General features: G+C 41.3%; 18 protein-coding genes. 10 read left to right on the top strand and 8 right to left on the bottom strand.

Annotated features, from left to right (window positions below):
- Positions 1-184 precede the first annotated feature (184 nt).
- Positions 185-2,461 (top strand): glycosyltransferase family 4 protein, encoded by a 2,277-nt coding sequence (locus IEV61_RS08705; RefSeq protein WP_188415711.1) that lies wholly within the window; start codon positions 185-187, stop codon positions 2,459-2,461.
- Positions 2,461-3,468 (top strand): glycosyltransferase family 4 protein, encoded by a 1,008-nt coding sequence (locus tag IEV61_RS08700; protein ID WP_188415709.1) that lies wholly within the window; start codon positions 2,461-2,463, stop codon positions 3,466-3,468. The genes IEV61_RS08705 and IEV61_RS08700 overlap by 1 nt, the downstream gene beginning before the upstream one ends.
- A 67-nt stretch (positions 3,469-3,535) precedes the next feature.
- Here IEV61_RS08700 and IEV61_RS08695 read toward each other — a convergent pair whose 3' ends face one another.
- From IEV61_RS08695 to IEV61_RS08660, 8 genes are all read right to left on the bottom strand, one after another.
- The gene (locus tag IEV61_RS08695) at positions 3,536-5,002 is read right to left on the bottom strand and encodes a glycoside hydrolase family 130 protein (protein ID WP_188415707.1); all 1,467 of its coding nucleotides are present in this window, start codon (positions 5,000-5,002) and stop codon (positions 3,536-3,538) included.
- 185 nt (positions 5,003-5,187) lie between these two features.
- Entirely contained in the window at positions 5,188-6,108 is a 921-nt protein-coding gene (locus tag IEV61_RS08690) for a DUF58 domain-containing protein (protein WP_188415705.1), read from the bottom strand.
- A 73-nt stretch (positions 6,109-6,181) separates the two neighbouring features.
- A complete protein-coding gene (trxA, locus tag IEV61_RS08685) occupies positions 6,182-6,502 on the bottom strand; it encodes a thioredoxin (protein ID WP_188415703.1) in 321 nt (106 codons plus the stop codon).
- Between the two features lie 244 nt (positions 6,503-6,746).
- Entirely contained in the window at positions 6,747-7,310 is a 564-nt protein-coding gene (locus IEV61_RS08680; RefSeq protein WP_188415701.1) for a sugar O-acetyltransferase, read from the bottom strand.
- Positions 7,311-7,321: 11 nt separating this feature from the next.
- Complete coding sequence (locus IEV61_RS08675; RefSeq protein ID WP_188415700.1) at positions 7,322-8,083, bottom strand: DUF5131 family protein; 762 nt, start codon at positions 8,081-8,083, stop codon at positions 7,322-7,324.
- Positions 8,083-8,916, bottom strand: a complete 834-nt coding sequence (gene tcmP / locus IEV61_RS08670) for a three-Cys-motif partner protein TcmP (RefSeq protein WP_188415698.1) — start codon at positions 8,914-8,916, stop codon at positions 8,083-8,085. The genes IEV61_RS08675 and tcmP overlap by 1 nt, the downstream gene beginning before the upstream one ends.
- Positions 8,917-8,965: 49 nt before the next feature.
- Positions 8,966-9,259: an Asp-tRNA(Asn)/Glu-tRNA(Gln) amidotransferase subunit GatC gene (gene gatC, locus IEV61_RS08665; protein WP_188415696.1), complete on the bottom strand. Its 294-nt coding sequence runs from the start codon at positions 9,257-9,259 to the stop codon at positions 8,966-8,968.
- The gene (locus IEV61_RS08660) at positions 9,246-9,986 is read right to left on the bottom strand and encodes a lysophospholipid acyltransferase family protein (RefSeq protein WP_188415694.1); all 741 of its coding nucleotides are present in this window, start codon (positions 9,984-9,986) and stop codon (positions 9,246-9,248) included. The genes gatC and IEV61_RS08660 overlap by 14 nt, the downstream gene beginning before the upstream one ends.
- 39 nt (positions 9,987-10,025) lie before the next feature.
- On the opposite strand from IEV61_RS08660, the gene trpS reads away from it, so the two are divergent.
- The 8 genes from trpS to IEV61_RS08620 all read left to right on the top strand — a co-directional run bounded on the left by trpS (position 10,026) and on the right by IEV61_RS08620 (position 17,857).
- Complete coding sequence (trpS, locus tag IEV61_RS08655; RefSeq protein WP_188415692.1) at positions 10,026-11,021, top strand: tryptophan--tRNA ligase; 996 nt, start codon at positions 10,026-10,028, stop codon at positions 11,019-11,021.
- Positions 11,022-11,130: 109 nt separating this feature from the next.
- Positions 11,131-11,745: a deoxynucleoside kinase gene (locus IEV61_RS08650; RefSeq protein ID WP_188415690.1), complete on the top strand. Its 615-nt coding sequence runs from the start codon at positions 11,131-11,133 to the stop codon at positions 11,743-11,745.
- A gap of 77 nt (positions 11,746-11,822) precedes the next feature.
- Positions 11,823-12,551, top strand: a complete 729-nt coding sequence (gene kdsB, locus IEV61_RS08645; protein ID WP_188415688.1) for a 3-deoxy-manno-octulosonate cytidylyltransferase — start codon at positions 11,823-11,825, stop codon at positions 12,549-12,551.
- Between the two features lie 245 nt (positions 12,552-12,796).
- On the top strand, positions 12,797-14,218 hold the full coding sequence (locus IEV61_RS08640) for an MBOAT family O-acyltransferase (RefSeq protein ID WP_188415686.1): 1,422 nt from the start codon (positions 12,797-12,799) through the stop codon (positions 14,216-14,218).
- A complete protein-coding gene (locus tag IEV61_RS08635; RefSeq protein ID WP_188415684.1) occupies positions 14,218-15,063 on the top strand; it encodes a hypothetical protein in 846 nt (281 codons plus the stop codon). Before IEV61_RS08640 ends, IEV61_RS08635 begins: the two co-directional genes overlap by 1 nt.
- A gap of 53 nt (positions 15,064-15,116) precedes the next feature.
- The gene (locus IEV61_RS08630; RefSeq protein ID WP_188415682.1) at positions 15,117-15,704 is read left to right on the top strand and encodes a hypothetical protein; all 588 of its coding nucleotides are present in this window, start codon (positions 15,117-15,119) and stop codon (positions 15,702-15,704) included.
- A gap of 58 nt (positions 15,705-15,762) precedes the next feature.
- Positions 15,763-17,097, top strand: coding sequence for a M23 family metallopeptidase (locus IEV61_RS08625; protein WP_188415680.1), 1,335 nt, complete (start codon positions 15,763-15,765; stop codon positions 17,095-17,097).
- A gap of 70 nt (positions 17,098-17,167) precedes the next feature.
- Entirely contained in the window at positions 17,168-17,857 is a 690-nt protein-coding gene (locus tag IEV61_RS08620; RefSeq protein WP_188415678.1) for a hypothetical protein, read from the top strand.
- Positions 17,858-17,934: the final 77 nt, after the last annotated feature.

Here is a 17,934-nt window from a genome sequence, read left to right as displayed (position 1 = left end):
GGCCCAATTTTGGTATAGTTTATGCACTTAAACGTGTGTTATTATTTAATTACTGGTTTAACGTGTGATATGAAGTATTAAGATTAGCAAATGGCCTTTTTTTAGTTCACCGTTGTACAAAATCTGCAATCATAGTTTCCTAATAATAACAACAATATCATAATAATTATACTACACTACAAAAATGAAAATAGCCTACATCTCTACTTATCCACCCCGCGAATGCGGAATTGCAACTTTCAATCAAAATTTGATGCGTGCTATCAGCGCTAACTTCCCAGAACGAAAATCGTTATCACAAGGAGGTTTTGTTGTTGCCGTAAATGATTCTGAAAGTTTGCAGGAATACGAATACCCCCAGGAAGTAAAGTATGTAATAAGGCAAAACCATCAAAAAGATTATATACGTGCGGCCAATTATATTAATACCAGCGATGCTGATGTTTGTATAATGGAGCACGAATTTGGTATTTACGGCGGTGAAAGCGGTATATACATTCTACCCTTGCTAAACCGTTTAGAAAAACCACTTATCTCTATTTTGCACACTGTATTGCGTGAGCCAAGTTACGTGCAAAAGATCATTGTACGTGAGATAGCAGAACAGTCTGCAAAAATTATTGTGATGAGTAACAGGGCTGTTGAATTCCTGACTACCATTTACGATATTCCTGCTGAAAAAATACAGATTATTGAGCATGGTGTTCCTGATTTGGAAGAGCCTGAAGTAAACCCTGTTTTAAACATCAGCTCATTTAAAGATAAAAAGGTGATGTTAACCTTTGGCTTGTTAAGCCGTAACAAAGGTTTAGAGGTAGTTATTAAAGCATTGCCTAAAATTGTAGCCAAACACCCCGATGTAATGTATGTGGTGTTAGGTAACACCCACCCCGGTGTAGTTAAACACTCAGGTGAGGAATACCGCGATTCATTAAAGTCATTAGCAGCGCAGCTGAAGGTTTCAAACCACCTGGCGTTCATCAATAAATTTGTAACAGAAGAAGAGTTGATCAACTACCTTACTGCTTGCAGCATTTATGTTACACCATACCATAACGAAGCACAAATTACCAGCGGTACTCTTTCATATGCTGTTGGTGCAGGTGCTGCCGTAGTATCAACCCCATACTGGCACGCGACCGAGCTCTTGGCCGATAAACGCGGTCGCTTGTTCGACTTCAAGGATGCTGACGCCCTGGCCGAAAACGTGATCGACCTGTTGGACAATGAGTCGACCATGACTGAAATTAAACAAAACGCTTATGAATATGGCTTGCACCTGCGCTGGCCTGTGGTTGGCGCCGAGTTTATTAAAGTTGCACAAGAAGCCAGCAGCCGTCATGATTTCAGAGATAAAATCTTGAGAAACAGTATTGTTGACCCGGAGATTATGCCAACATTTAACCTGGCTCACGTTATCCGTTTAACAGATGATACTGGTATAGTACAGCATGCTAAGTATGGTATCCCTAACTTAAAAGAAGGTTATTGCCTGGATGATAACGCCCGCGCCTTAATTATGGCATTAATGGCTTACCAGCGTAACAAGAGCCCCGAGGCCTTTGAATTGTTACCGGTATACCTCAGCTATATTCACTACATGCAAACCGACGACGGTAACTTCCGTAACTTCTTAAGTTTTGACCGCCGTTACCTGGATGAGGTAGGTTCTGAAGATTCATTCGGTCGTACCATTTGGTCCTTAGGTTATCTTATTGGTTGCGCGCAACATAACTCTTACCGCGAGTTTGCTATGGAGTTATTCCAACGTTCATATCCGCACTTTAAAAAGTTAGAACACCTGCGCGGCATGGCCAATACCATAATTGGTATTGCCTTGTACCTGAAAGCCATTCCTACTGATGAAGGCATGATGGCTGAACTTATACGCCTGACTACCCCTCTAATCGAGGCTTACGAAAACACATCATCGCCAGACTGGCAATGGTTTGAAGAAAAAATGACCTACGATAATGCTATTTTACCTTTAGCGTTATTACATTCTTACGAAATTACCAGCAACGAAAAAGTTAAAAAGATTGCGCTTGAATCAATGGCATTCCTGGATAAGCTCACCCTGTCTAACGGTTACCTGAGCCCTATCGGCAACGATGGCTGGTATTACCGTGGTGGTAGCTTCCCAACTTTCGATCAGCAGGCTATCGAAACTATGGCCATGGTGTTAATGCACTTCCAGGCATACGAAACTATGCGTAAGCCAGAGTACATTGAAAAGATGTTCTTAAGCTATAAATGGTTTTTGGGCGAAAACACGCTGCGTGCGCCGTTGTATGATCATGAAACCAAAGGCTGTTGCGATGGCTTAATGCCAACCGGTATTAACCGTAACCAAGGTGCCGAAAGTACTTTAGCTTACATGCTATCGCACTTAACCGTTTTAAAAGCCTTTGAGTTGGAGTACGAATACAACAAATTCGGTCAAAAAACTGAAGTGTATTAATGAGAGTTGCTGTACTATCTCCCGTTGCCTGGCGCACACCGCCAAGGCACTACGGGCCTTGGGAACAAATAGCATCTAATATAGCCGAAGGACTTGTAAAAAAAGGCGTCGAAGTAACCTTGTTTGCCACCGGCGATTCTATCACCGGAGGTAAATTAGAATCTATTTGTGCTACCGGCTACGAAGAGGACCGCAACCAGGATGCGAAAGTTTTGGAGTGTCTTCATATCAGTAATGTTATGGAAAAAGCCGGTCAATTCGACCTTATTCATAATAACTTCGACTTTTTGCCGCTTACCTATTCCAGGCTCATCAATACGCCGGTGATTACCACCATACACGGCTTTTCGTCGTCGCGCATTATACCGGTATACAAGAAATATAATGACAGTTCTCATTATGTGTCTATCAGCAACGCCGACCGTAGCGCTGATTTAGAATATTTGGCAACGGTGTACAATGGCTTAGATACACGCGACTTTAGCTTTACCGCAAAGGCAGATGATTACTTGCTTTATTTTGGCCGTATACACCATGATAAGGGCACTGCTGAAGCCATCGAAATTGCCAGGAAAACAAATCGTCGCTTATTAATAGCCGGTATTATACAAGATGCTAATTATTACCGCGAAAAGGTGGAGCCTTTTATAGATAATGAGCAAATTGTTTACGTAGGTCATGCCGGTCCGGATAAACGAAAAGACTTGCTGGGCAATGCTGCAGCTCTTTTACACCCTATTAACTTTAACGAGCCCTTCGGCATGAGTGTGGCAGAATCTATGCTTTGCGGCACACCAGTGATTGCCTTCAATAAAGGGTCAATGCCTGAGTTAATCAAAGATGCAGTAACAGGGTTTTTAGTTAATACGGTTGATGAAGCTGTTGAAGCGGTGGCGAAGCTGCCCACCATTAACCGCGAAACCTGCCGTGACTGGGCTACAACCCAATTTTCGAGCGAGAAGATGGTGGATGATTATTATAACCTTTACCAGCAGATCTTAGCCTGATAAAATCAGATACAAACAAAAAAAGCTTGCCGTTTGGCAAGCTTTTTTTGTAATACACCGTCATTATCTATATACCGTCAGATTTCAAACGGTCTAATAATGTCCGTAAATCTACTTCGGCAAATGATGAAGAGTAATCTGACAAACCGTAAGGAATAATCAGTTTTTTATTGTGTACAAACGATCCGCAAGAATAGATTACGTTTGGTACATAACCCTCACGTTCCTCGCTATTAGGTGTTAATAACGGTTCTTTTAAGCGGCCAATTTCTACGCTTGGATCGTCCAATTTTAGCAAGCTTGCTCCAAGTACGTATTTACGCATGGGGCCAACACCGTGGGTAATTACCAACCAGCCATCCTCAGTTTCAATAGGCGATCCGCAGTTACCAATTTGTACAAACTCCCATGAAAATTTAGGTTTTTGCAGCAACACCGGGTTTTCCCAAAGGTTTATCTTGTCCGAATACATGATGTAGTTATTGCAACCATCTATACGGGAGATCATGACAAACTTTCCGTTGATTTTACGAGGAAAAAGTGCCAGATTTTTGTTTTGCGAACCAGTACCATACAAAGGCATAATTCGGAAATTGATAAAATCGTGCGTTTGCAAAAGCTTAGGCATAATCAGGGCGCCATCATAGGCAGTGTACGTAGCGTAATAAACCGAACTGCCGTCCTCATTCATAAACTTCACGAAGCGGGCATCCTCAATACCCTTACGCTCATATTCTGAAATAGGGAATATTACACGATCTGATATATCGGTATCCAGCGAAAACACGATCTCATAATAAGAATCGGCCAGCCAAAGTACTTTATCGTACTCCAACTTCAACATATCGCTTTCCTGCAGCTTTTGCGAATCTAGTATAAGGCGGCGAAGACTTGAGTATTCGAAGTGATGATCAAGTTTGTCTTCCAGTTCTCTTAGTACATCAACGTTGATCTGCGTAGTAATGGCCTTATCAAAAAACAGTTTCTTGTTATAAACGGCGTTTCGTACAATTTCGGCCTCGTCAATATAGTTACCTGCGGGCAACACTGTAATATTATTATCTTTATCAAACAAGGCCCTACGGAAGGTAATAGAAGAGATATGCCCTTCACCTACTGCACGAAAGCTGATGATAACGCGTTTTTGTCCTTCTTCCAAATCGCCCTGATCAGGGTCGTCTACAATGGAGGGGTTAAAGAATGCGGCAGATTCAATAGAGTATTCGTGTGTGAAGTAAAAACCGATCAGCAGTTTGCGGTAAACGCTCAACGAATCAAAATCGATACTTAGTTCGCCAAAAAGGTTTTTGAGCTTGGCACAATGACGGTTTAGTACACGGGTAATGTTACGGTGCCGTGTAGAATATTCCTGCAATAAAGGCGAAATAAGGCCAAATACCTTTTCTTCGTCAATTTCCATTACACGCTGAATTACTTCTTTGGCACGCTCGTTACCGTTAAAAAAGAACCTGGCTATAACACGCTTGGAATCGGGGTTTACTTTTACAGCTTTACGCTCGATAGAAAGTCTCATATAAGGGGAATATGTATTTAAAAGTTATCAGCTAAAATTGATCGCTTAATGCTTTGTTAAGTGTTTAATTAACGCATATTAATCTTCAAGTTATTACACAAATTTTAAGCACTATGGTTTTAGCTAATTAACAATAGTTATACGTTTAGAGTGGTTAATAAGATTTATAAATAATTAATTTGCGTTTAAATTACTTTGTTGCGTTTAACCAGGTAAGCACGCAATAACTGGTTGTAGCCTTCATGTATGTTTGCGTCAACCAATTCAATTTGGTATTGGGCGCATTTGAGTTCGAGCTCGTGGCGGTATTGGCTTAATGCCGCGCGGTAACTTTCCCTTACTTTTCCCGGATGCACTTTTACCTCTTCGCCGCTTTCCATATCAATGAATTGATGCGGGCGGTTATCAAAATTGAAGTCAATTTCTTGCTGCCTGTCGTTCACGTTAAAAATGATAACCTCATGCTTGTTATATTTTAAGTGCTGCAAAGCGGCAAATAAGGCCTGCGCTTTTTCGGCGTTAAGGCTATTCTCCAACATATCGCTAAACACAATGATCATTGATCGCTGGTGCACTTCTTCGGCTATGTGGTGTATAACATTGGCCAGGTTGGTTTGCACATTGGCTTTGGGCTGATTATAGGCCTTCTCTAACTCAGCAAACAAGTAAAATAAATGCGTGGAGGTAGACCGCGTAGCACTCAGCCATTCAACTTTATCAGAGAACAGACCTAAACCAAAAGCATCGCGTTGCTTTTTAAAGAGGTACATTAGGGAGGCTATGCCATACACCGAGAATTGCAGCTTGCTCAACTCCTTTTGCGGAAAATTCATGCTCGATGAAGTATCTAACAGGAGATAACAACGCAGGTTGGTTTCTTCTTCAAACTGTTTAACGAATAATTTATCGGTTTTGGCAAAAAGCTTCCAGTCAATGTTCTTCACCGATTCGCCGTTGTTATACAAACGGTGTTCGGCAAACTCTACAGAAAAACCATGAAACGGGCTTTGATGCAGGCCGGTAATAAAGCCTTCTACCACCTGGTGGGCCAGTAATTCGAGGTTGGCTAACTGCCTGAGTTCGGTGTTGGAATTGAGCTGAGCCATCGCAACCAAAGTAAACAAAAAAAGCGTTTCCCTTTAACAGGAAACGCTTTTTTTATAATTATATTGAAAATGCTTAGGCTAATTGCTTAGCCAGTTTTTCGGTCAATACAGATTTTGGTACAGCGCCAATTTGTTTGTCAACTATTTCGCCGCCTTTAAAGAATAATAAAGCAGGGATGTTACGGATACCGAATTTCATAGAGATACCCGGGTTGTTATCTACGTTTACTTTACCAACAACGGCCTGACCGTCATATTCTTTGGCAATTTCTTCTACTACCGGACCTACCATACGACAAGGGCCACACCATTCTGCCCAAAAGTCTACCAATACCGGTTTATCAGATTTTAACACTAATTCGTCGAAGTTAGCGTCGGTTATTTCTAAAGCCATGATCTTGTTTATTTATGTTTAACAAATATATACTATTCAAATAGCTTGCCACAAGTACATACTGACAAACTGACAATTTTATGTTGGTTGAGTGGTTGAGTGGTTGAGTGGTTGAGTGGTTGAGTGGTTGAGTGGTTGAGTGGTTGAGTGGTTGAGTAAAGCAAGATGATCTCCTCTTATTTGTTTTCATTCTGCTAACTAATCAACAACTCACTACTTAACTAATCAACCAATCCCCAATCAACTACTCACCAACATTCAACTTCCTGATCACCTTCGCCGGGTTGCCTACGGCCAGCGAACCATCGGGTATATCTTTGGTAACTACCGAGCCTGCTCCTATAACGCAGCGGTTGCCAATGGTTACACCGGGGCAAATGATGGCGCCGCCGCCAATCCAGCAGTCGTCGCCAATGGTAACCGGTTCGGCGTTTTCTTTACTGCGGCGCAGTTCGGCATCAAGCGGGTGGGTAGCCGTATAAATTTGCACACCCGGGGCACAAAATACATTGCTGCCCATTTTTACCGGCATCACATCAAGCACTACGCAGTTTACGTTAAAATACACGTTTTCGCCGCAGGTAATATTGTAGCCATAATCGCAGTGAAATGGTGGTTCAATGTACAAACTGGCAGGTGCGTTTGGAATCAGCTTAGCCAGGATGGCCTTCGTTTTATCGCTTACCACGTACTCGGTAACATTGAGCCGATGCAGCAGGCGCTTGCAATCGGTACGTTCCTCTAACAGTTCGGGATCGTTAGCGAGATAGTACTCGCCGGTAAGCATCTTTTGCTTTTCGGTTTTCATAGGGAAACATATTATGCAGCTTTTGTTGGCATTTCTCTATAAATTTTTCCATCAAGTTCACATCCTCCTTTTGCATGTTGTGGATGCTCATTTATAATAGTTGGATCATTAGGATTGGCATTATACTTAGCCTTACCCCATTGCTTGAAAAAGAATGCAACTGAATTATCTTGACATTTATTTTTTATGTGGTCTATCCAATCTTTTTTAATAGGCCTTGCTTTATGGCCGGATTCTCCGCCGACTATAACCCAATCAATACCAGCTAAGTTTAAAGTATTTACCGGCGCAATTAAAGGCTCTACTGAAAGGAATTTAGTTTGTGCAGCTGTTTGTGATAATTCATCAATACGATAAGTATATTCTTCGCTTTCAACAGATACACCCATCCAGATATTAGTTGTCCAATTTAATTCTGATGAAAGCTCTAACAGCCTTTCAGACCTTTTAGTTAGTACTTGATAGATGTGTTGCGGGGTATTATTCATAACAGCAAAAACTGCTTTTATGAAAGCGGCAGGAACATCTGGGTGAAACAAATCACTCATTGAATTAACAAAAACAACTTTAGGCTTTTTCCACGTAAATGGTATATTTAAAGCATTTGTATGAGTCTTGATTTTAAAGCCATCATTATATTTTTCAACACCCATAGCTTTTAATCGTCTGGACATAACTTCCGCATAACAGAATTTACAGCCAGGGCTAATTTTGGTGCATCCAGTTACAGGATTCCATGTCAATTCGGTCCATTCAATACTTGATTGTGCCATTATAGTTTATATTTAGGCTTTACAACATCATTTGCAATTGTTAATGCAGCTGGGTTATTTGTAGCCATCATGAAATGATACATTATTGAATTATTACTATTACGCATCACAAACGATTCTGATACTGCTTTAAAAACTGTTTTTAACCGTTCAGTATAAAGCTGCCCTATTTTTTCGATAACGTTATCTTCTTTGCTGATTGTTTTTTCTTCACCGAATAAAGTAAATCGACTTTTTTCTTTGTAAAAATGATTTAAAATATAATCCCTTGGTAAGCCGAGAAATTTTTCAAGTTTCAACAACCAGCCTTCTTCAATGTCACCATTGTTTTTCAAAAGTCTATTTACGCCTAAGCCCGTCGGTACTAATATCCACAGATCAATTCCTAAACCTTTAAGTGCTTCTATTGAACTCCAATTAACCGTCATACCATATGGATCAATAAATGCTAATGCTCTGTAAGCACTATCCTTTTTTAGAAACCCAGCCATATCAACTATTTTTTTATTACAATCATCTTGAACAACATGGGCATTCCTTCCAAAATAGTCTGTGTTGACTCTGTTTTCTAGAGAAATCTTTTTATTTATATCGAGTTCAACAAAGTAATACATATCAAACGGCTTAGGTTCAACAATGTCCAGTATCCTTAAAGCCGTGCCCTTAATCGCCTCGTCGTCCTCATTAACACCTATCAAACCGGAGCCCGCAAAGCCATCAAAATATAAAGTCTTCGCCCATGATTGTTTATTCATTATTCTTAGGTACGCTTTCGCATAATTAACAACAATCTCCATTTTTGCCTCCGTCCAGTTACCACCAAACTTATTCATAAAACTAATTTTTTTAGCAAAATAGAAAGTATTTTTATTAATTGCAAACTTATTTACGCTCAATTACCTTCGCCAACAAAAAGTGCTTACCATCCTGTTCAGGAGCGTTAGATAGCGCCTCTTCATGGGTAATCTCCTGCTTCACCACATCTTCGCGTAGGGTGTTTACCTCTTTGGTCATGTAAATTAGCGGCTCTACGTTGCTGGTGTCTACCTCGTTTAGCTTAGCCATAAAATCCAATATCTTGGTCATATCGGTCACCATGTTGTCGGTTTCCTGTTCGTTTACTTCCAGGCGGGCCAAGTGAGCTATTTTAGCAACGGTATCTTTATCTATTTGCATGGCTTTCAAATTTATTGTTAATTATTTTAAACACCTCGTCGCGCAGGTTATCGGCATCATCAACCGTTAAATTGGCGGTATCAATGGGTTTGTGTACGTAAATGTCGCATATTCCGGGGCGGCTGCCGTGCTCGGGGCCGGTGTCCCACAATACCTTCCAGGTATCTAAGCAAGTTACCGGTATAATAGGCACATTATGCTCAATAGCCAAACGGAAGGGTCCGTTTTTAAACTCATGCAGTTTTGGCGGGTAGTTATCGGGTATTTTACCTTCGGGAAATATAACCATGCTCATGCCCTGCTGTAAACGTTCGGCCGCACTTTTAAAGGCACGGAATGATGACATTTTGCTTTCCCGGTTTACTGGTATATCAACTGTTTTAAAAAAAAGCTTGGTTACCAGGTTATCGAGCAGTTCACCCTTGCCAATAAAGCAAAAGTTATTTTTAATGAGCAGGCTCATGGCCGTAGCATCCAGGTTTGAGGTGTGGTTAGCACATATAATATAAGCACGGTTCCACTCAACAGGCTGCTCGTAGGTAAACCGATAAAATATGCCTGCCATGGCCGAACTGCAAAAGCCCCATATACGCCTGTAAACATTCATGGCGGCGTAGCGCTGCGGCTTGCGCGAGTTATAATATAAAAAAGGCCAAAAAATAAAATAGAAAAAAGCCACACCATAACGGTAAAAATGGCTGTGCACTTTTTTCAATAGTTTTTTCATCAGCGTCAAAAATATAAAAAATCCTTACTTTCGCGCCATATGGAAACTGTTGTTAGTGGTATTCGTTCTACCGGTAAATTGCATTTGGGTAACTATTATGGTGCTATCCAGAACTTTATTAAAATGCAGCACGAATACAACTGTTATTTTTTTATTGCCGATTTACATTCGCTTACCACACACCCTACCCCTGCCGATTTGCATGGCAACGTAAAACAGGTGTTGGTAGAATATTTAGCAGCTGGTATTGACCCCGAGCGTGCCACCATTTACATTCAAAGCGATGTACCCGAGGTAGCCGAGCTTTACCTGTATTTAAATATGAACGCCTATCTGGGCGAGTTGGAACGCGCCACCTCTTTTAAAGATAAGGTACGTGCCAACCCTGATAACGTGAACGCCGGTTTGCTAACTTACCCGGTTTTAATGGCGGCTGATATCATCATCCACAAAGCCACCAAGGTACCCGTAGGTAAAGACCAGGAGCAACACCTGGAAATGGCCCGAACCTTTGGTAACCGTTTTAACCGTTTGTACGATACCGAATACTTCCCCGAGCCTTATGCGTTTAATTACAGCAACAACCTGGTAAAAATACCCGGGCTGGATGGTAAAGGTAAAATGGGAAAATCGGAAGGCGAAGCCAATGCGGTATATTTGTCAGACAGTCCGGAGATTATCCGTAAAAAAGTTTTAAAAGCAGTAACCGACGGTGGCCCCACTACCGAGAATCAGGAAAAACCACAGGAAATACAAAATCTGTTCGACCTGATGAAAGTGGTATCGAGCGCCGACACTTACGAGCATTTTGACGACCTTTATAACAAAATGCAGATTCGTTACGGCGATTTTAAAAAGCAGCTGGCCGAAGATATGATCATCGCCACCGCACCTATCCGCGAGAAGATCAACGATATTGCCAATGATGAAGCTTACCTGCGCCAGGTGGCCCGCTACGGTGCCGCCAAAGCCCGCGAAAGCGCTTCAAAAACAATTAAAGAAGTAAGAGAAATTATTGGGTTTAGGAATTTTTAAGAGCCCCACCCAAACCCTCCCCGGGAGGGAGGGCTTTTGAATAAAAAGTTTATATTAGCACAAATAAAATAAAGAAGTCCTCCCTCCCGGGGAGGATTTAGGAGGGGCTATGCACATTGCAATTGTTGGAAATATAGGTGCCGGTAAAACTACCTTAACCAGTTTGCTGGCCAAAAACTATGGCTGGGAGCCGCAGTATGAGGCGGTTGATAACAACCCTTACCTTGAAGACTTTTACGGCGACATGAAGCGCTGGAGCTTTAACCTGCAGATATATTTTCTTAACAGCCGTTTTAGGCAAATAAGGGATATACAAAGTAGCGAGAAAGACATCATTCAAGACCGTACCATATACGAGGATGCTTACATATTTGCAGAAAACCTGCACGATATGGAATTGATGAGTACCCGCGATTATGACAATTACCAATCTATATTCGAAAATATAACATCGTTCATCAATCCGCCCGATTTGTTGGTGTATCTTAAAGCATCGGTGCCAAAGCTGGTAAGCAACATACACCGCCGCGGCCGCGAATATGAAATTGGAATAAGGCTAGATTACCTCTCTAAATTGAACGAAAAATACGAAAAGTGGATAGCCGGTTATAACCTGGGCAAGCTGCTTATTGTAGATATGGACAACCTTGATTTTGCCAACAACACCGAAGATTTGGGTACCATTATTAATTTAATTGAACGCGAAATACACGGCTTATTTTAGTTGTCTGTTATCAGTTGTGAGTTGCCAGGTAAACCCCGGAACAGACAACTGACAACACGCAACAGACCACTGACAACATGAAAATCCTTGGCATAATTCCTGCACGTTACGCTTCTACACGTTTTCCGGGTAAGCCGCTGGTTGACATTACCGGTAAGGTGATGATACAGCGCGTTTACGAGCAGTGCGTTAAATGCCCAAGTTTGGATGAAGTGATTGTGGCCACTGATGACGAGCGCATCCTTAACCATATTCATGATTTTGGCGGCAAGGCAGTGATGACCTCGCCCAACCATCAAAGCGGTACGGACCGTTGTGCCGAAGTAGCCGCCAACTACCCCGAATATGAAGTAGTTATTAACATTCAGGGTGATGAACCTTACATAGACCCGGTACAGATAAGCAAAGTAGCCGCCTGCTTCAACAGCGCCGATGCGCAAATAGCTACCCTCATCAAAAAAATAACGGCAGCAGCCGACCTGCATAACATTAATTCGCCCAAGGTCATTATTAATAAACTGGCCGAAGCTATCTACTTTTCGCGCACGGCCATCCCCTACATCCGAGGTCAAGAGCCTGAACAATGGCTGGAGCATTTTACTTACTTTAAGCACATCGGTATTTACGGCTTCAGGTCAGAAGTATTACAAGCCGTTACCCGCCTCCCTATCTCTTCATTAGAAAAAGCCGAAAGCCTCGAACAACTGCGCTGGATAGAAAACGGTTACCGCATTAAAGTGGCCGAAACCGAACTGGAAACCCAGGCGGTGGATACGCCGGAAGACTTGGAAAAATTACCACAGTAATTATTGCCTTTTATTACACTACCACATCAGCGCTATACAATCTCTCCGAGCTCAACTTTTAGGTTGTAAGTATCATTATATATTAAATCTTGTTTACAGGCCGTTGATTTACTGCCATCCAATATTTGAATCAAATTTATGCACTATCGTTTAAACGAGATTTTTATGCATATTTCGTAAAGCTTGAGGCTTAAACCAGATATTTTTTCAAATATTTTATATATTTGGTAACAAATCAACCGTACATGCTGTTCAATAGTCTGGTATTTTTAGTACTCGTCCTAATTACCTTCATAGTTTATTACATACCTGGTTTAAAAAAATATCAAGTTGGCATTTTAATCGTATCGAGCTTTGTATTTTACGCGTACTATAAACCTATATTATTACTGCTTTTTATCACATCTATACTGCTTAATACGTCGAGCAGTTATATCGTTTTAAAAGAAGACTCGCTTTCTAAGCAAAAAAAGGTTGCAGCTTTTGCTATAGCACTTAACTTGTTAATACTGGCCTTTTTTAAATATACGCCACTTATTTCACATACCTTTTATAAAGAACTTGAGCTAAACGGATCGTGGAGAGAATTCTTTTTCACCATTCCGCTGCCCATTGGTATCTCCTTTTACACCTTTGAAGGTATCAGCTTATTAATTGATGTTTTACGCGATAAAAACTCGTTGAAAGAAAAGCACAACAGTTTTTGGGAACACCTTATTAAAACAAGCTTTTTTATCTCATTTTTCCCACATTTAATTGCCGGGCCTATCCTCAAAGCCCATGATTTTTATCCGCAGATCAAAGAAAAGTATTTTAGTGACATCAACTGGGAAAAGGTGATTAAACACCTTATACTGGGTTATTTCCTGAAAATGGTTGTTGCAGATAACCTCAACGAAATTACGGTGAACATTACCTACCCTTTCTTTTTAGGTTACTCATCGCTCAATTTACTATTGTTGCTTTTTGGCTACTCCATGCAAATATTTGCCGATTTTGCAGGCTATTCTTCGATAGCCATTGGTTTGGGCTTTTTATTTGGGTACAACCTGCCTCGCAACTTTCACTTCCCATACATATCACAATCCTTCGCCGAGTTTTGGACAAGGTGGCATATTTCTTTATCCACCTGGCTTAAAGAATATCTATACTTCCCTTTAGGTGGCAACCGGAAAGGTCAGTGGAGAACATATTTCAACTTGTTTACGGTAATGCTGCTTGGTGGCTTTTGGCATGGGGCAGGCTGGAGCTATGCCTTATGGGGCTTTGGCCATGGTTCGTTCTTGGCTATTGAGCGGTTAATTAAAGACAGGGTTAAGGTTAATAATACTCTTCTTGTACAGATCCTGCAAACGGCGATGGTATTTTTGGTGGTAACGTTTTTATGGTTACTGTTCAAGCTTCCAAATTTTGATCAGGTAGTACAATTTTTCAAAGCACTAATTGATAATAGAAGCATGCGATTCAACATCTCATCCAAAGAGCTCAACCTCGTGATGCTGTCATCGTTCGTTGTACTTTACCATGCTTGCTATTTATTGTTTAAGAACAATAAAGTGAGCCCTGCTACCAACTACAACATTCAATGGGTAAGCTACGGTGTACTGCTTTTCTTAATATTAGTTAACAGCGGCAATCAAAACGCATTCATTTATTTTCAGTTTTAATGGTAAGAAAAATTATCATCACAGGTATTTTACTGTTTGTGATCTTCAATGCGATGCTGTACCTGCTGCCTATTAAAAAGCGGTTTGTGTATACTGATGTTGAAAAATCGGAAAGATTCCTTTACGCCGGAAGAAAGTTCAGCGTAATTACTGCAGGCTCGTCGCTGATAGGCAATTTTACATTCGAAACCGAAAAACGGAAAAATTACTTCAACCTTTCTCTTCCGCCAAGCGGTGGCTGTACCGGTGTAAAAATATTGGCACTAACCAACAACATCCCCGATACCCTGTATTTGGAGACTAACTACATTTCGCGTGGATTTAACAACGTATTGATAGATGGCTTGCTTGACAAACGCTCTTATTATGCAAAATTAATTTTCCCGGCTTTACAAGAGCAGAACAAGTTTTTCCCGTTAATTATCGATAAATTTAAATCGGGCAATACGGCGCAGGCCAGTAAAAGAAAACCAAAAGATGACCTGTTTCTTCAACTATTTGCCTCAACCAAAGAAGAATACAGTAAGCCAGTTAACTTAGTTAAATACAATAAAACCTTGCTCGAACTGAAAAAGCACCTGGAGTACTTAAGTGCTAAAGGAACTTTCATTGCTTTTTTTGAAGTTCCTATTGAACACGATCTGGTTAATTCGCCTAAGTTGGTTTCTCAACGACAAGCTTTAAAACTGGCCTTTGCCGATAAAAAATACAATTGGATACAACCAGACACCACTAACAGATACTACACCGGCGATGGCAAACACCTGCTCGAGGAAAGCTTTGTTCGTTTTACGAAATATTTTAAAACCCAATGTAATTTGCTGAAAAAACAAGGCAAAAAATAGTAAGTGCATATTGTTCAAAATGTATTATTTTTATCATACCTAAACACAATACGATGAAAATAAGACTTCTACTCCTGCTTAGTTTACTAATTGCAAGCATTACAGTAAATGCACAGCAACCCGGTATTGTGGTAAACAACTCCGGCGATACGCTGAAATGTGAAATGAAATTTCCTTTCATAGGTGCCAACAAGTATAAAACAGCACAAATGGAGGATTTTAAAAAGCTCAACGTTAAAGAGATCAGCTACTATCGTACCGATGATCTGAAGCATGTTTACAAAGCTGCGCGCTTGCCCAATTCTAAAAAAACAGCTTTCTTACAAGTAGTAGAAGAGGGAAGAATTAATTTATATACACATACCGTAACTTACTCTGGTTACATGGGTGCATCTTACTCTACCACTACCTGGTATATCAGTAAAAATAATGGCGAATTGCAGGAGTTAAAAACAAGCGCGCTATTCAGCTTTAAATCAAAAAAAGACCGTAAAAATAATTTTTCTGATATGCTGGCCGATAACCCTGAAGCTTTGAAACTTTACCAGGACGAAGATAATTTTAGCTTTAAAACCCTGCGTAACACCGTACACTTTTACAACACCGGCAAACCCGTAGAAGAAAATAAAGTTGCCGGGTAAATTTTGAATTAAACATTTATACCCGGTATTGAGTTCAATAATACAGTTTACCGGTAAAATGACTCTACTTAAAATCAAATATTTAGTTTTTAACCTTTTGTGCTATGCGGCCCTTTCTTCTTGCAGCAACAAAGGGCCGCTTTCCATATTTAACAAGTTATCGCCGCACGATGCCTATGCCCAACGCCTTAAAGATGCCGGGCTTGACCGTAGCGCTATGGGAAGTGTATGGCTGAAAAAAGCAGAAAGCAGCTTGGGTAATGCGCTCAACATTAGCATTCCGTACAAAGAAACCGGTTATTTTTCCGCAGAAAAGATTCCCTCAGCTACCTTGAGCTTTGAGGCCAAACGTGGACAAAAACTAAACATTACACTCAGCAAAAAACCAGAATTAAACTTTGCCATATACATAGACCTTTGGCGGGAAAACACCACTGCCGGTCACCAACTTTTGGCATCGGCAGATACTATGGGCCTTAGCCTCGAGTACGAGGTAAAAGAAAATGGAAAATACCTGCTACGCCTTCAACCTGAATTATTGCGGAGCGGCCAATATACGCTTACCATCACGGCCGGGCCGTCACTCAGCTTCCCGGTATCGCAAAGCGGCAAGCCCAGCATTGGCAGCTTTTGGGGAGACGGGCGCGACGAGGGCGGCCGCAAGCATGAAGGGATAGACATATTTGCCCTTAAGCGTACGCCGGCCATTGCTGCGGCCAACGGTACGGTAACCAGTGTACGCGAAAATACACTGGGCGGACTGGTGGTCTTTATGCGCCCCGAAAATCGCGACTATACGCTTTATTATGCTCATTTAGACAAGCAATTGGTGAAAGACGGGCAAACGGTGAGCACCGGCGATACGCTTGGCCTTGTAGGTAATACCAGTAATGCCCGCAACACGCCATCGCATTTACACTTTGGCATATACACTAATGGCGGCGCAATAGATCCCCTTGCCTTTGTTAACCGTACCGTAACTGAGCCAAAACCAGTTTCTTCGCCGCTCAAATTATTAAGTGCAACAGCACGCACTACCAGCAAAAGCAACCTGCTGTATGCAGAACCTAATGAAAAAGCAGCAGTGCGTCAAAAGCTGCCGGTAAGCACCGCCTTAACTGTTGACGCCGCTATCGCTGACTGGTTCAAAGTCTCACTACCAGACAATACTCAAGGTTACATACATAACCGCAACGTAAGCGGCATTATCACTTTACGCAAGCTCACACTCAAATTTGAACAGCCATTGCTTGATGCCCCCGACAGCTTAAGCGCTGCCCGTAAAACCATCCTTGCAGCAGGTCGTCATGTGAATATCAAGGCATCTTTTAAGAGTTATTACCTGGTAACTGACGATGATGACAATACCGGTTGGATTACAGCCGCAAAGTAACGTGCCAGCAATTCTAAGAACAATTAATTTAATTACCTGTTAAAAGACGGTACTCAACTAACATTTTGCTTTGAGAAAAATCTTTTTGACAATATCCGCTATTGCCTTTTGTTCAATAGTAAAAGCTCAGCCTGCTTACAACTACTCGAAGGTTGATTTTGGTATTGCGGGCGCCATAACCAAGCCTTTTACCGATGAACAATCTGCCGATTATAAGCCCTCGGGGTTGGTTAATGTAACGTACAATCAAACCCCATTCATTAACTACGTAGCCGAGTTACAGGCAGGCGAACTAACCGGAAAAAGCGTTTACAGTAACGTTAACAAACGCGATTTTAATACCAGGTTTGCTACAGCAGCACTCAGAGGGCAGTTGCAGGCAGGGCAGTTTCTCAATTATTACAACAGTCGCTTTTTAAACGCCATTAAAAACCTCTATGTAAGCAGTGGGGTTGGTGCTATTTATACACGCTCAACCGTTAATAGCATCGCATTTCAAAATAACCAATACAGAACCGTTACCGGCAGGCCGTCTGATTACGCCCTGTTTATACCTGCTCGATTGGGGTATGAATTCAAAATATATAACAGCGACCAGGAACCTTTCATTAAAATTGATTTGGGTTATCAATTTAATTACGTGTTTGGCGATAGCCTTGATGGTAACAAAAGCGGGAACAGTAACGATGTTTTTAACCAGTTTTCTGTAGGGGTCAAGTTTGCAGTACCCGGCATAGCAATTTACAAACGCCCTATTTAAGGTTAGGCCTTAAAGCTAAGTTGCCATAACTACTCAAGCACAAGCATTTAACATTAAATACTACAAGCCCCTGCAAC

This window comes from Mucilaginibacter galii (genome assembly GCF_014635825.1).
GTDB lineage: Bacteria > Bacteroidota > Bacteroidia > Sphingobacteriales > Sphingobacteriaceae > Mucilaginibacter > Mucilaginibacter galii.
Note: the sequence above shows the minus strand (reverse complement) of the source record. Positions and strands in the feature narration are given on the sequence as shown.

What these genes read in the sequence shown, in the direction of transcription:
- IEV61_RS08705 (WP_188415711.1), top strand. Translation starts at nt 185, where the DNA reads ATGAAAATAGCCTACATCTCTACTTATCCACCCCGCGAATGCGGAATT.
- IEV61_RS08700 (WP_188415709.1), top strand. Translation starts at nt 2,461, where the DNA reads ATGAGAGTTGCTGTACTATCTCCCGTTGCCTGGCGCACACCGCCAAGG.
- IEV61_RS08695 (WP_188415707.1), bottom strand. Translation starts at nt 5,002, where the DNA reads ATGAGACTTTCTATCGAGCGTAAAGCTGTAAAAGTAAACCCCGATTCC.
- IEV61_RS08690 (WP_188415705.1), bottom strand. Translation starts at nt 6,108, where the DNA reads ATGGCTCAGCTCAATTCCAACACCGAACTCAGGCAGTTAGCCAACCTC.
- trxA (WP_188415703.1), bottom strand. Translation starts at nt 6,502, where the DNA reads ATGGCTTTAGAAATAACCGACGCTAACTTCGACGAATTAGTGTTAAAA.
- IEV61_RS08680 (WP_188415701.1), bottom strand. Translation starts at nt 7,310, where the DNA reads ATGAAAACCGAAAAGCAAAAGATGCTTACCGGCGAGTACTATCTCGCT.
- IEV61_RS08675 (WP_188415700.1), bottom strand. Translation starts at nt 8,083, where the DNA reads ATGGCACAATCAAGTATTGAATGGACCGAATTGACATGGAATCCTGTA.
- tcmP (WP_188415698.1), bottom strand. Translation starts at nt 8,916, where the DNA reads ATGAATAAGTTTGGTGGTAACTGGACGGAGGCAAAAATGGAGATTGTT.
- gatC (WP_188415696.1), bottom strand. Translation starts at nt 9,259, where the DNA reads ATGCAAATAGATAAAGATACCGTTGCTAAAATAGCTCACTTGGCCCGC.
- IEV61_RS08660 (WP_188415694.1), bottom strand. Translation starts at nt 9,986, where the DNA reads ATGAAAAAACTATTGAAAAAAGTGCACAGCCATTTTTACCGTTATGGT.
- trpS (WP_188415692.1), top strand. Translation starts at nt 10,026, where the DNA reads ATGGAAACTGTTGTTAGTGGTATTCGTTCTACCGGTAAATTGCATTTG.
- IEV61_RS08650 (WP_188415690.1), top strand. Translation starts at nt 11,131, where the DNA reads ATGCACATTGCAATTGTTGGAAATATAGGTGCCGGTAAAACTACCTTA.
- kdsB (WP_188415688.1), top strand. Translation starts at nt 11,823, where the DNA reads ATGAAAATCCTTGGCATAATTCCTGCACGTTACGCTTCTACACGTTTT.
- IEV61_RS08640 (WP_188415686.1), top strand. Translation starts at nt 12,797, where the DNA reads ATGCTGTTCAATAGTCTGGTATTTTTAGTACTCGTCCTAATTACCTTC.
- IEV61_RS08635 (WP_188415684.1), top strand. Translation starts at nt 14,218, where the DNA reads ATGGTAAGAAAAATTATCATCACAGGTATTTTACTGTTTGTGATCTTC.
- IEV61_RS08630 (WP_188415682.1), top strand. Translation starts at nt 15,117, where the DNA reads ATGAAAATAAGACTTCTACTCCTGCTTAGTTTACTAATTGCAAGCATT.
- IEV61_RS08625 (WP_188415680.1), top strand. Translation starts at nt 15,763, where the DNA reads ATGACTCTACTTAAAATCAAATATTTAGTTTTTAACCTTTTGTGCTAT.